Source organism: Variovorax sp. V35 (assembly GCF_041154465.1).
In the GTDB taxonomy this organism is placed as follows: Bacteria; Pseudomonadota; Gammaproteobacteria; order Burkholderiales; family Burkholderiaceae_C; genus Variovorax; species Variovorax boronicumulans.
On record NZ_AP028666.1, the window covers coordinates 977,804 to 990,871 of the forward strand.

11 protein-coding genes are annotated in these 13,068 nt (G+C 67.7%); 10 read left to right on the forward strand and 1 reads right to left on the reverse strand.

Going from position 1 to position 13,068, the window contains the following annotated elements; translation table 11 throughout:
* Positions 1-90: 90 nt before the first annotated feature.
* Entirely contained in the window at positions 91-1,143 is a 1,053-nt protein-coding gene (locus ACAM42_RS04470) for a GTP-binding protein (RefSeq protein ID WP_062474247.1), read from the forward strand.
* 82 nt (positions 1,144-1,225) lie between these two features.
* Here the strand turns inward: ACAM42_RS04470 and ACAM42_RS04475 are convergent, their stop codons facing one another.
* On the reverse strand, positions 1,226-2,764 hold the full coding sequence (locus tag ACAM42_RS04475) for a YdgA family protein (RefSeq protein ID WP_369631243.1): 1,539 nt from the start codon (positions 2,762-2,764) through the stop codon (positions 1,226-1,228).
* A 379-nt stretch (positions 2,765-3,143) separates the two neighbouring features.
* Here ACAM42_RS04475 and dksA point away from each other — a divergent pair, with 379 nt between their 5' ends.
* The 9 genes from dksA to ACAM42_RS04520 all read left to right on the forward strand — a co-directional run bounded on the left by dksA (position 3,144) and on the right by ACAM42_RS04520 (position 13,063).
* Positions 3,144-4,097: an RNA polymerase-binding protein DksA gene (gene dksA / locus ACAM42_RS04480; RefSeq protein WP_369632719.1), complete on the forward strand. Its 954-nt coding sequence runs from the start codon at positions 3,144-3,146 to the stop codon at positions 4,095-4,097.
* A 48-nt stretch (positions 4,098-4,145) separates the two neighbouring features.
* The gene (locus tag ACAM42_RS04485) at positions 4,146-5,795 is read left to right on the forward strand and encodes an STAS domain-containing protein (protein ID WP_369631244.1); all 1,650 of its coding nucleotides are present in this window, start codon (positions 4,146-4,148) and stop codon (positions 5,793-5,795) included.
* Between the two features lie 104 nt (positions 5,796-5,899).
* Positions 5,900-6,445: an ATP-dependent protease subunit HslV gene (gene hslV, locus ACAM42_RS04490; protein ID WP_042578379.1), complete on the forward strand. Its 546-nt coding sequence runs from the start codon at positions 5,900-5,902 to the stop codon at positions 6,443-6,445.
* A gap of 2 nt (positions 6,446-6,447) precedes the next feature.
* Positions 6,448-7,776 (forward strand): ATP-dependent protease ATPase subunit HslU, encoded by a 1,329-nt coding sequence (gene hslU / locus ACAM42_RS04495; RefSeq protein ID WP_139702997.1) that lies wholly within the window; start codon positions 6,448-6,450, stop codon positions 7,774-7,776.
* Between the two features lie 273 nt (positions 7,777-8,049).
* On the forward strand, positions 8,050-8,478 hold the full coding sequence (gene mraZ / locus ACAM42_RS04500) for a division/cell wall cluster transcriptional repressor MraZ (RefSeq protein WP_056576192.1): 429 nt from the start codon (positions 8,050-8,052) through the stop codon (positions 8,476-8,478).
* A gap of 8 nt (positions 8,479-8,486) precedes the next feature.
* On the forward strand, positions 8,487-9,410 hold the full coding sequence (gene rsmH / locus ACAM42_RS04505) for a 16S rRNA (cytosine(1402)-N(4))-methyltransferase RsmH (protein WP_062474238.1): 924 nt from the start codon (positions 8,487-8,489) through the stop codon (positions 9,408-9,410).
* Positions 9,411-9,412: 2 nt separating this feature from the next.
* Positions 9,413-9,754, forward strand: coding sequence for a cell division protein FtsL (gene ftsL, locus ACAM42_RS04510; protein WP_062474236.1), 342 nt, complete (start codon positions 9,413-9,415; stop codon positions 9,752-9,754).
* Positions 9,751-11,505 (forward strand): penicillin-binding protein 2, encoded by a 1,755-nt coding sequence (locus ACAM42_RS04515; protein WP_095743607.1) that lies wholly within the window; start codon positions 9,751-9,753, stop codon positions 11,503-11,505. The genes ftsL and ACAM42_RS04515 overlap by 4 nt, the downstream gene beginning before the upstream one ends.
* Position 11,506: 1 nt before the next feature.
* A complete protein-coding gene (locus ACAM42_RS04520; RefSeq protein ID WP_369631245.1) occupies positions 11,507-13,063 on the forward strand; it encodes a UDP-N-acetylmuramoyl-L-alanyl-D-glutamate--2,6-diaminopimelate ligase in 1,557 nt (518 codons plus the stop codon).
* Positions 13,064-13,068: the final 5 nt, after the last annotated feature.

Consider the following 13,068-nt stretch of genomic DNA (forward strand, 5'->3'; position numbering starts at 1 on the left):
ACCCCGTCGGCAACGCAACTCAGTGGCATTGGCTAAACTGCCCGCCAATCCCCCGCCTTTTTCTGTTTTCCGTTTCCGGAGCACTTTTCCATGGCCCTCATTCCCGCGACCATCCTGACCGGCTTTCTCGGCTCGGGCAAAACCACGCTGCTCAAGCGCATCCTGACCGAGGCCCATGGCCAGAAGATCGCGGTCATCGAGAACGAGTTCGGCGAAGAGAACATCGACAGCGACATCCTCGTGACCGAGTCGAAGGAGCAGATCGTGCAGATGAGCAACGGCTGCGTCTGCTGCACCATCCGCGAAGACCTGCGCGAAGCGCTGCAGCTGCTGGCGGCCAAAAAGCGCCAGGGCCTGCTCGACTTCGACCGCGTGGTGATCGAGACCACCGGCCTGGCCGACCCCGGCCCGGTGGCGCAGACCTTCTTCATGGACGACGAGATCGCCGAGAGCTACCTGCTCGACTCGATCCTCACGCTGGTCGATGCCAAGCACGCGCCCCAGCAGCTCAACGACCGCCAGGAAGCGCGCCGCCAGGTGGGCTTTGCCGACCAGATCTTCATCAGCAAGAGCGAGCTGGTGTCGGCCGAAGAGACCGATGCGCTCATTCATCGCCTGAAGCACATGAACCCGCGCGCGCCGCAGCAGAAGGCGCACTTCGGCGACGTGCCGCTGAAGGACATCTTCGACCTGCGCGGCTTCAACCTGAACGCCAAGCTGGACATCGACCCCGACTTCCTGAAGGAAGACGACCACGACCATCACGACCATGACCACGCGCATGGCGAGGCGTGCGACCACCCCTCGCACAAGCACGAGGGCCACGGTCACCATCACCATACGGACGACGACGTGAAGAGCTTCGTCTACAAGGCCGACCGCGCCTTCGACCCGGCCAAGCTGGAAGACTTCCTGGGCGCCATCGTGAACATCTACGGCCCGCGCATGCTGCGCTACAAGGGCGTGCTGAACATGAAGGGCACCGAGCGCAAGGTGATCTTCCAGGGCGTGCACCAGCTGATGGGCAGCGACCTGGGCCCGGAGTGGGGCAAGGACGAGGCGCGCCAGAGCCGCATGGTGTTCATCGGCATCGAGCTGCCGCGCGAGATCCTGGAGCAGGGTCTGGAGCAGTGCCTGGTCTGAACACGTTCGCTTGAGTCGGACAAACAAATAAAAACGGCGCTGGCCTTGCGGTCAGCGCCGTTTTTCATGGGGCGGGCCGTGCCTACTTGCCGAAATTCCCCATCGGCTTGCCCAGGAGCTTGAGCTGGCCTTCGCTGAACTCGACCTGGCTGACCAGGTCGTCGCCCGTGCGCTTCACGTAGCCGTTGGCTTCGCCCTGTTCGATCAGGCCCGCGAGCATTTCAGGCGGCGGCGTGCGGCCGCTCTCGGCGCCGGTTTCGGCCAGCTTCTCGATCCACTTCACGGGCACGCGCGCGGTGGCCTTGAGCACGCCGCGCTTGAGCACCAGCGCGTTGCCGGGCAGCTGCAGGTCTTCGTCGGTCACGCCGGCGAGGGCCACCGAGTAGCTGAGCTCGGCGCTGTGGCCGCCGATCTCGACGAGCATGCGGTCCAGGCCGGCTTCGGGGCTGTGCTTGGCCATGGCCTTGAGGTCGGGCGCGAGCTGCTCGATGAGCGCCTGCATCGCGTCCTTCTGGGCCTTGCTGCGCTGGCCGCAGCCGGCACCGGCGGTCGACTGCAGCCAGGCGTCGGCCAGCTTCTTGTAGCCGGCCGCCTGGATGCGGCGTGCGCTGCTGGCGATCTCGAACTTGTCGATGGCGGTCTCGTTGACCTTGCCCTTGCCCTTGAAGGCGCCTTCGGAGGCGTACAGGCCGTCCTTGATGGTGGCTTCGCCGGTCAGGTCGATGCTTTGCAGCAGCACCTTGATCGCCTTGGCGGGGGCGGCCTCGGTGCCCGCGCCCAGGCCCAGTCCCTTGGGCGCGTTCAGCTCGAAGCTGTCGAGGCGGCCTTCGGACTTGCCGGTGGCCAGCATCCAGCCGGCGCTGCCGTCCATGTCGGCCTTGGCGGTGAACTTGCCCATCTTCAGCTGCACGCCCTTGGAGGCGGTGCTGACGTCCAGGCCGGGCATCGTCATGTCATAGCGCACGTGGGTGCGGGCCGCGTTCATGTCCAGGCGTGCCTGCGCGCCTTGCCAGGCGAACTCGCCCTTGCCTTCTTCGGCCAGCTTGGCGGGCGCGACGGTGAAGTCGCTGGTGAAGCCGCCGCCGAAGCCGACCTGGGTGCGCGCGGTCAGTGGCTTGGCCTTGCCGAACAGCTTCTCGGCCTCGGCCTGCGCCTTGGCGTCGAGCACCAGCTCGCTGTCGATGACGGCCGCGGCCAGCGTCGCGCCGGCGATCGGGCCGTGGCGGATGGTGTCGCGGATGGTGATGCGCACCGGCTTGGGCGGGGTGGCCGCGGCGTCGCTGTCGTCTTCGGCGGGTTCTTCTTCGTCGCCTTCGGTCGCGGCCTCGGCGACGTCGGTCGTGGCGGCAGCCGGTGCGGCGGCGGGTGCCGACGCGGCAGGGGCGGTGGCGGCTTCGGCCTCGGCCGGGCAGCCCAGTTCGAGCGTCACGGTGCTCACGGCGCCGAAGAAGTTGCGTTCGTAGCTGCGCTCGATCACGCGCACCAGCGCGGTCTGCTTGGGCAGTTCGCCCAGGGCGACGTCGTAGCTCGATTTGATTTGCGTGCCGGCCCACCAGGTGCTGCCGCCGTAGGCGACGGCGATGGCCGCGGCCAGGACTCCCAATACTGCTTTTTTGCTCAAGATTATTTTCCGATCGGTTGTTTGAAGGGCCGCCGCGGTGTCTCCCCGACCCGCGGCGTGCCTGCGCCACCCCCTGTGGTGGCGCCGGGCGATGCTAACGGAGCAGGGCAGTGCGTCACCCGATGGCCTTGCGTTTCGAGTTCTCTATACAATCGCGCGCCTGTTCCGGGAGCCATGCTTCGTCCACAGGGGCGAGATATGACTTACGGCACGGGGCGCCAAGGGTTTTTGGCGGGCTTTCGGGGGTATAACCCCGGGGTTCACCACTTGAGGACGCCCCCGACAACGTGAGCCGACGCGGCCTGACACCCGCAACGGTTCCCTTGGGAGGAGACACCCAGTGAAAGCGCGTTCCAGTTCGTACAAGGAGCCAGTCACCGTGAAGAAACCCGCCGCCAAGGTCACGCCAGCCACCAAGCCCGCCGCAAAGAAGGCGACGGCTGTGAAGGCTGTACCCGCGACGAAGAAGGTTTCTGCCACCGCTGCTGCTGCCTCTGCCGCGAAAGAGAAAAGCGCTGCCAAGAAGCCTGCGGCAACCCCGGCCAAGACCGGGACCGCGGCTGCCAAGAAGTCCGCCAAGCCCGCAACCAAGTCCGCGGGCGCGGCGCCTACGTCATCCCAACCGGTCGGCCGTCCTGCGGCCGCCCTTTCTGCTCCCCCGACCCCCATGAAAAAAACGGCTGCCGCCTCTTCTTCCGCCCCGGCGACACCCTCGATCCCCGCTACGCCCGCTCCCGCTGCGCGTGGTGGCCGCGTGTCCCGGCTGTCGCAACTGACCGTGCCTTCGATGCCGCAATCCGTGGCCTCGACCGCCGCCAAATCCAGCTTCTCGCAGGCGCCTTCCACCGCGCTGGTGCCGCCGCCGCCCCTGGCCGTCAAGAAAGACCCGAAGCTGGCCAACAACTGGAAGACCAAGACGCCCGCCGAGCTGAGCGACGCCGAGGTCATCGCGATGCCCGACGACGAGTACATGAACGACAAGCAGATGGCGTTCTTCCGCCTGAAGCTCGAAGAACTCAAGCGCGGCATCCTCGAGAACGCCGGTGAGACCACCGAGCACCTGCGCGAAGACACCGTGGTCGTGCCCGACCCGGCCGACCGCGCCACCATCGAGGAAGAGCACGCGCTCGAACTGCGCACGCGCGACCGCGAACGCAAGCTGCTCAAGAAGATCGAGCAGTCGATCCAGCGCATCGACGCCGGCGACTACGGCTACTGCGACGAGACCGGCGAGCCCATCGGCGTCGGCCGCCTGCTGGCCCGCCCGACCGCCACGCTTTCGCTCGAAGCGCAGCAGCGCCGCGAGCTGAAGCAGAAAATGTTCGGGGATTGAACGGCTGCACGGTAGAACGGAACCCGCGCTTTCGATAACCTTCTCTGAATGCCAAAGGAAGAGTCAGGCCGCCTTTTCTCGAAGGTGGCCAAGTTCGTTCGAAATCCCCTGAAAGACTGGTCGGAGCTGGACACGCCGTCCTCCGACTCGTCGCTGCCCGAGCAGACCTACAGCCGCGAGATGCTGAAGGAAATGATCGAGCGGCGCCAGCGCAACGACTTCGTGCGCCGCCGCGAGTTCGACATGCTGCGCAAGCTGCGCCAGCGCGAGGCGGCGGCCCATGCCTTCGAGGCAACGGTCACGCCGTCGTCGTTCAATCTCAACAGCACCTCCGAAAAATCCGAAGGCCGCGCACTCACGCTCAAGAAGATCGACGAGATCGAAGAGCAGATGTCGCAGCAGTGGTGGAAGGGCCGCGGGCCGAACGGCGAGACGCTGGTCAATCCGCCGCCCGACGCGGGCGCTGAAACGCTGCCGCCGGTCGACAGCGGCGGCGATCAGTTGCCGGCTGAGCCGGCTGCTTCTGCGTCCGTGGCCGCAGCGCCAGAGGTTGCTGCCACCGCAGCTGTCCCCGCGCCTCAGCCGTCCCGGCTCGCGCATGACGGCGCGCTCGAAGAAGCGGTGATCCGCTTCGCGCACGGCGACGACACCGGCGCCGAAGCCATCCTGCTGCAGGCGCTGGCCGCCGAAAGTGCGTTCTCCGCTGATGACGCGACCGCAGCCGTCACGCTGGAGCGCGACGACGCCCGCTGGCGCGCACTGTTCGACCTGTACCGCGCCACCGGCGACGCCGCCAAGTTCGCGGCCGCCCGCATGCGCTATGCGCAGCGCATGAAGCGCATGGGTCCTGACTGGGTTTCGCTCGACGAACTCGCGCGCAGCGTGAAGGCCGTCACCGCCAGCGAGGACGCCGAAGCGGCCTCCGACACCACCGGCGCCGCCGACTGGGCCAGCCCCGCACACCTGACGCGCGAAGGGCTCATGGCGCTCACGCGCGCGCTCTCGCAGGCCGGCATGGTCTGGACGCTCGACTGGCGCGCGCTCACCGAGATCGACGCGCCGGCCGCCGCGCCGCTGCGCATCCTGTTCGCGCACTGGTCCGATTCGCCGGTGCAGCTGCGCTTCTTCGGCGCCTCGCAGCTCATGGCCGTGCTGGCCGCGGCCACGCCCAACAACGAGCGCCATCCCGACGACGCCTGGTGGCAGCTGCGCCTCGCAGCGCTGCGCATGATGCACCTGCCCGACGATTTCGAGCTGGTGGCGCTCAACTACTGCATCACCTACGAGGTGTCGCCGCCGTCCTGGCAGGACCCGAAGGGCGAGTGCACCTCGCTGGCCGCGCCGCCGGCGAGCCGGCCGAGCTCGGTGTGGTCGCTGCTGTCGGTCGGGGGTGATTCCGAGAGCTTCCCGTCCACCGACAGCGGCTTTGCCGCGCTGGCGGGCGACCTGCGCGGCGACTCGCTGTCGTGCTGGCAGCGCCTGGACCACGACCTGCGCCACACGACGGCGCCGGTCATCTCGTGCGCGGCCCTGCTGCGCATGGACCTGACGGCGGCCGGCACGCTGCTGAGCTGGGTCCGCGAGCGCGATGCGAACGGCGAGCGGGTGCAGTTCGTCGATGCGCACCGGCTGATTGCCGCGCTGTTCGGGCTGATCGGCATCACCGACCACGCCACGGTCGCCGTCCGCAAGAACTGACCCCGCCACAGGGGTTCCGCGGCCCCTGCGCGGCCGTGTTTTCCGCCAGCAGTTTGTCCGACCGCAAGGGTTGCATTGGCGGGGCCCATCCCCAGATGGCTGCGATGGAACAGTTTCACGGCACCACCATCGTGAGCGTGCGCCGCAAGACCCCGCAAGGCGATCAGGTCGCCATCGGCGGGGACGGGCAGGTCACTCTCGGCAACATCGTCATCAAGGGCACGGCGCGCAAGGTGCGGCGGCTCTATCACGGCAAGGTCCTGGCGGGTTTCGCCGGTGCCACGGCCGATGCCTTCACGCTCTTCGAGCGCTTCGAGGCCAAGCTCGAGAAGCACCAGGGCCACCTGACCCGCGCGGCGGTCGAGCTCACCAAGGACTGGCGCACCGACCGCGTGCTGCGCAAGCTCGAGGCCATGCTGGCCGTGGCCGACGCCACGACTTCGCTCATCATCACCGGCAATGGCGACGTGTTGGAGCCTGAAGACGGCGTGATCGCCATCGGTTCGGGCGGTGCCTACGCCCAGTCGGCGGCCAAGGCGCTGATCGACAACACCGACCTTTCGGCCGAGCAGATCGTGCGCAAATCGCTGGCGATCGCCGGAGAAATCTGCATTTACACGAACATGAACCACACGGTGGAAGCGCTCTGACCATGTCCATGACCCCCCAGGAAATCGTCTCCGAGCTCGACAACCACATCGTCGGCCAGCCCGCCGCCAAGCGCGCCGTGGCCATTGCGCTGCGCAACCGCTGGCGCCGCCAGAAGGTCGACGAGAAGCTGCGCCACGAGATCACGCCCAAGAACATCCTCATGATCGGCCCGACGGGCGTAGGCAAGACCGAAATCGCCCGCCGCCTGGCCCGCCTGGCCGATGCGCCGTTCATCAAGGTCGAGGCCACCAAGTTCACCGAGGTGGGCTACGTGGGCAAGGACGTCGACTCCATCATTCGCGACCTCGCCGAGATCGCCGTCAAGCAGACGCGCGAATCCGAAAGCGTGAAGGTGCGCGCGCGCGCCGAAGACGCGGCCGAGGAGCGCATCCTCGACGCGCTGCTGCCTCCGGCGCGCGGCGCCGATGGCGCTGCGCCCGCACTCGACAGCCCCAACCCGACGCGCCAGGCCTTCCGCAAGAAGCTGCGCGAGCACCAGCTCGACGACAAGGAAATCGAGCTCGACCTCGCCGAGACCCGCGCGCCGCTCGAGATCATGGGCCCGGCCGGCATGGAGGAAATGACCGAGCAACTGCGCGGCATGTTCGGCCAGCTCGGCGGCGGCAAGCGCAAGACGCGCAAGCTCAAGATCGCCGAGGCGATGCGCCTCTTGATCGACGAGGAGGCCGCCAAGCTGGTCAACGAGGACGAGATCCGCACGCAGGCCATCGCCAACGCCGAGCAGAACGGCATCGTGTTCATCGACGAGATCGACAAGGTCGCCACACGCAGCGAAGCGCAGGGCTCCGACGTCTCGCGCCAGGGCGTGCAGCGCGACCTGCTGCCACTCGTGGAGGGCACGGCCGTGTCGACCAAGTACGGCGTGGTGCGCACCGACCACATGCTGTTCATCGCGAGCGGCGCGTTCCACCTGAGCAAGCCGAGCGACCTGATTCCCGAGCTGCAGGGGCGCTTTCCGATCCGCGTCGAGCTGCAATCGCTCTCGGTGTCGGACTTCGAGAGCATCCTCACGCAGACCCGCGCCTCGCTCGTGAAGCAGTACCAGGCGCTGCTGGCCACCGAAGGCGTGACGCTCGACTTCGCGCCTGATGGCATCACGCGGCTGGCGGCCATCGCCTTCGAGGTGAACGAGCGCACCGAGAACATCGGCGCGCGCCGTTTGTCGACCGTGATGGAGCGCCTGCTCGATGAGGTAAGCTTCGATGCCACCCGCATCGAGGGCCAGACGGTCCGCATCGATGCCGCTTATGTCGACGAGCGCCTCGCGGCACTAAGTCACGACGAAGACCTTTCGCGCTTCATCCTCTGAAGCCGCCTCCCTCGGCCCCTGTAACGGGGTCGTCCTTCACGCATCACTTTCACTGCGTGAGCTAAGTACTTCATTTTCAACACAATTCGCCGATTTCCAGGTTTGGAAATCGGCGCTAAGTCGTTGATTCCATTACAAAAAATACCCCCGAGCCCCAGTTGCGTCGCAAGTGTTTCCTGCTACAGTGGAAAAAAGTGCAGTTAAGTGGGAAAAAGTGCGGGCAACGCCCCTTCCGGGTGTCGCGGCACCTCCCACCACAGGGGTTTCGTGGTCGTGTTTCAAGGCGCTTCATCGCTCAGTCTGGATGCCAAGGGGCGGCTCTCCGTGCCGACCCGGCATCGCGACGTCCTGAGCGCCACGGCAGGCGGCCAGCTCACGATCACCAAGCATCCGCATGGATGCCTGATGGTGTTCCCCCGTCCCGAATGGGAAAAATTCCGCGAACGCATTGCTGCGCTGCCGATGTCGGCGCAGTGGTGGAAGCGCGTCTTCCTCGGTAACGCGATGGACGTCGAGATGGACGGCACCGGCCGCGTGCTGGTGTCGCCCGAGCTGCGCGCCGCCACCGGCATCAACCGCGAGACGCTGTTGCTGGGCATGGGCAACCACTTCGAACTCTGGGACAAGGCGACGTACGAGGCCAAGGAGGCCGAGGCCACCCAGGGCGAGATGCCGGATGTGTTTCAGGACTTCGCGTTCTGAGGAGCCCCGTGAACACCCCCCTGACCCACACGACCGTCTTGTTGAACGAGGCGGTGGAAGCCCTTCTTTCCGGCAGCGCGGCAGCCACGGGCACGTACGTGGACGCCACCTTCGGCCGCGGAGGACATGCGCGCGCCATCCTCGCGCGGCTGGCGCCGGAAGGCAGGCTCATCGCATTCGACAAGGATGCAGAAGCGGTGGCCGAAGCAGCGCGCATCTCGGATGCGCGTTTTTCTATCCGCCACCAGGGATTCCGCTCGCTGGGCGAATTGCCCGACGCCAGCGTCAACGGCTTGCTGATGGATCTGGGCGTGAGTTCGCCGCAGATCGACAACCCGGTGCGCGGTTTCAGTTTTCGTTTCGACGGTCCGCTCGACATGCGCATGGACACCACGCGCGGCGAGAGCGTGGCCGAGTGGCTGGCAACGGCCGAACTTCAACAAATTGCAGAGGTGATCCGTGACTATGGCGAAGAACGGTTTGCTGTTCAGATTGCAAAGGCGATTGTTGCTCGCAGACAAGAACGGGGCGCAATTTCAACCACCACCGAACTGGCCGAGCTCGTGGCTGGCACGGTCAAAACCCGCGAGCAGGGCCAGAACCCTGCAACGCGCACATTTCAGGCTTTTCGGATTTTCATCAACGCCGAGCTTGAGGAGCTGCAACAAGCGCTAGAGGCCAGCCTGTCGGTGCTCGCGCCCGGCGGCCGGCTCGCGGTGATCAGCTTCCATTCGCTCGAAGACCGCATCGTCAAGCAGTTCATCGCCAAGCACTCGAAGGAGGTCTACGACCGCCGCGCGCCCTTCGCTGCGCCCAAGGTGATGAAGCTGCACGCGCTGGAGCGCATCAAGCCGTCCGAAGAAGAGGTGCGCGGCAACCCGCGCTCGCGCAGCGCCATCCTCCGGGTGGCCGAACGCACGGAGGCCGGGTAGCCATGGCGCGCATCAACCTGCTTCTTCTGCTGGCCGTCATTGCGACGGCTTTGTACCTTGTGCACACCCAGTACCAGTCGCGCCAGCTCTACACGGAGTTCGACCGCGCCCTGCAGGAGACGCGCAAGCTCGAAACCGAGCATGACCGCCTGCAGGTCGAAAAGCGCGCCCAGGCCACGCCGCTGCGCGTGGAGAAGCTGGCCAAGGAACAGCTGCAGATGCGCACGGCTTCGCCGGCCATCACGCAGTACGTGCGCCCCGACGGCTCGGTGATCCCGGCCGTCGCGCCGCTGCCGCCGACCACGCCGCCCAAGCCCGGCACCACCGCGAGGCCCGCCCGATGAGCCGCGGCAACCGCAGCGTGCGCTACACCACCAGCCCCTTGCTCGCGAGCAAGACGCCGGTGTGGCGCAGCAAGTTCATCGTCGCCGGCATCGCCTTCGGCTTCGTCATGCTGGCGGGGCGGGCTGCGTACGTGCAGGTCTTCAACAACAGCTTCTTCCAGCGCCAGGGCGAGGTGCGCTTCGCCCGCACGCTGGAGCTGCCGGCCAACCGCGGGCGCATCCTCGACCGCAACGGGCTCATCCTGGCGTCGAGCGTGGTGGCGCCCAGCATCTGGGCCATTCCCGAAGACGTGGAGCGCGACGACCCCGAGGTGCGCGCCAAGCTCAAGCAGGTGGCCAAGCTGCTCGGCATGCCGCAGAAGGACTTCGACAAGAAGCTCGAAGACGAAGACAAGACCTTCGTCTGGATCAAGCGCCAGGTCGACGAGCCCATCGCCAAGCAGATCGCGGCGCTCAACCTCAAGGGCATCTACCAGCGTAAGGAATACAAGCGCCAGTACCCCGAGGGCGAGGCGGCGGCGCACGTGGTGGGCTTCACCAACGTGGAAGACAACGGCCAGGAAGGCATCGAGCTGGCGTTCAACAAGGAGCTGGCCGGCAAGGCCGGCTCGCGCCGCGTCATCAAGGACCGGCTGGGCCGCGTGGTCGAGGGCGTGGGCGAGCAGGTGCCGCCGGTCGAGGGCCGCGACATCCAGCTCAGCGTCGACAGCAAGGTGCAGTTCTTCGCCTACCAGAAGCTGCGCGACGCCGTCACCGCGCGCCGTGCCAAGGCCGGCAGCGTGGTGGTGCTCGACAGCACCACCGGCGAGGTGCTGGCGCTGGCCAACTACCCGAGCTACGTGCCCGACAAGCGCCAGAACCTCACCGGCGAGCAGCTGCGCAACCGCGCGCTCACCGACACCTTCGAGCCAGGCTCGACCATGAAGCCCATCACCGTGGCGATGGCGCTGGAGGCCGGCCGCGTGAAGCCCTCGACCATCATCGACACCGCGCCCGGGCGCTACCAGCTGGGCGGCTTCACCATCAGCGACACCCACAACTACGGCTCGCTGACCGTGGAGGGCGTGATCCAGAAGTCGAGCAACGTGGGCGCGCTCAAGATCGCCCAGAAGATGACGCCCCACGAGATGTGGGACACCTACACCGCGCTGGGCTACGGCCAGAAGCCGCAGATCCAGTTCCCCGGCGCCGTGACGGGCCGGCTGCGTCCGTGGAAGACCTGGAAGCCGGTCGAGCAGGCCACCATGGCCTACGGCTACGGCCTGTCGGCCTCGCTGTTCCAGATGGCGCATTCGTACACCTCGTTCGCGCACGACGGCTCCATCATTCCGGTCACCATCCTGAAGAACACCGAGCCGCCGGTCGGCGTGCGGGTGTTCTCGCCGTCCAACGCGCTCGCCGTGCGCAAGATGCTGCAGATGGCCGCCGGCCCGGGCGGCACCGGCACGCGCGCGCAGACGGTGGGCTACTCGGTCGGCGGCAAGTCGGGCACGGCCCACAAGCAGGTCGGCAAGGGCTACGCCAGCAACAAGTACCGTGCCTGGTTCACCGGCATGGCGCCCATCGAGAAGCCGCGCATCATCGTCGCGGTGATGATCGACGAGCCGACCGACGGCCAGTATTTCGGCGGCCTCGCCGCGGCGCCGGTGTTCAGCGAAGTCGTGCAGCAGACCCTGCGCATGATGAACGTCCCGCCCGATCTGGCGGTCAAACCCCTCGTGCAGACGCAAGACGTCCCCGAGAGCTTCTGACATGCTGACACTCACTTCCCCCACCACCGCCGCGTTCTGGCTCAAGGAGCGCGTGCAGGGCGCGCTGCAGGCCGACAGCCGCGCGGTCGGCCCGGGCGATGCCTTCATCGCCTGGCCCGGCGCCGCCACCGACGGCCGTCAGCACGTGGCGGCCGCGCTGGCGCAGGGCGCCGTGGCCTGCCTGGTCGAGCACGAGGGCGTGGACGCCTTCGGCTTCGACGGCGACGAGCGCATCGTGAGCTACCCCGGCCTGAAGGCCGCCACCGGCCCGATCGCCGCCGCCTTCTACGACAACCCCTCGGCGCAGCTCGACCTGCTGGCCGTGACCGGCACCAACGGCAAGACCTCCACCGCGTGGTGGCTGGCCGAGTCGCTGTCCACGCTGCGCGCGGCCGGCGGCGTGCGCGCGATGCGCCCCGACGGCACCACCGAGCGCGGCGCGCCGTCGCCCTGCGCCGTGGTCGGCACTCTGGGCATCGGCGTGCCGCCCGCGCTCACCTACACCGGCCTGACCACGCCCGACCCCGTGATGCTGCAGCGCGCGCTGCGCGACTTCGTCACCGAGGGCTTCGGCGCCTGCGCGATCGAGGCCTCGTCGATCGGCATCGCCGAGCGCCGGCTCGACGGCTGCCGCATCGCGGTCGCCGTGTTCACCAATTTCACGCAGGACCACCTCGACTACCACGGCAGCATGGACGCCTACTGGCAGGCCAAGGCCGAGCTGTTCCGCTGGCCCGGCCTGCGCGCCGCGGTGATCAACATCGACGACATGCACGGCGCCAGCCTGTGCGCCAACCTGCTGGACGCCGGCATCGGCGCGCTCGACGTCTGGACCGTCTCGGCCGCCGGCAAGCCCGCGCGGCTCATGGCGCGCGACATCGGCTACGACGCGCAGGGCCTGCAGTTCACCGTGGCCGAGCACGGCAGCACGGCGCCGGCCGAACGGCTCGCCACCGGGCTGATCGGCCAGTACAACGTGGCCAACCTGCTCGGCGTGCTCGGCACCCTGCGCGCGCTGGGCCTCACGCTCGCCCAGGCCGTGGCCGCCTGCGCCCATCTCAGCAGCGTGCCGGGCCGCATGGACCGCGTGCAGCCGACCGACGGTGCACCGCTGGCCGTGGTCGACTACGCCCACACGCCCGACGCCCTCGACAAGGCCCTCGCCGGCCTGCGCCCGCTGGCCAAGCAACGCGGCGGCGCGCTGTGGTGCGTGTTCGGCTGCGGCGGCAACCGCGACCCGATCAAGCGCCCGTTGATGGCGGCTGTCGCCGAACGGCAGGCCGACCACGTCGTGCTCACCAGCGACAACCCGCGCAACGAGAACCCCGACGCCATCATCAGCCAGGCGCTGCGCGGCTTCACGCGCGTCGAGGCGGCCCGCGTGCAGGTCGACCGCGCGCGCGCCATCGCCGAAACCATCGCCCAGGCGGCGCCACAAGATGTGGTGCTGATCGCCGGCAAGGGCCACGAAGAGTGGCAGGAGATCGCGGGCCAGCGCCTGCCGTTCTCCGACAAGACCCACGCGCTCGACGCGCTCGCAAAGCGGGGTGCCGCATGACCGCC

Coding starts and splice junctions, on each gene's coding strand:
- ACAM42_RS04470 (WP_062474247.1), top strand. CDS start 91: ATGGCCCTCATTCCCGCGACCATCCTGACCGGCTTTCTCGGCTCGGGC.
- ACAM42_RS04485 (WP_369631244.1), top strand. CDS start 4,146: ATGCCAAAGGAAGAGTCAGGCCGCCTTTTCTCGAAGGTGGCCAAGTTC.
- hslV (WP_042578379.1), top strand. CDS start 5,900: ATGGAACAGTTTCACGGCACCACCATCGTGAGCGTGCGCCGCAAGACC.
- hslU (WP_139702997.1), top strand. CDS start 6,448: ATGTCCATGACCCCCCAGGAAATCGTCTCCGAGCTCGACAACCACATC.
- ftsL (WP_062474236.1), top strand. CDS start 9,413: ATGGCGCGCATCAACCTGCTTCTTCTGCTGGCCGTCATTGCGACGGCT.
- ACAM42_RS04515 (WP_095743607.1), top strand. CDS start 9,751: ATGAGCCGCGGCAACCGCAGCGTGCGCTACACCACCAGCCCCTTGCTC.
- ACAM42_RS04520 (WP_369631245.1), top strand. CDS start 11,507: ATGCTGACACTCACTTCCCCCACCACCGCCGCGTTCTGGCTCAAGGAG.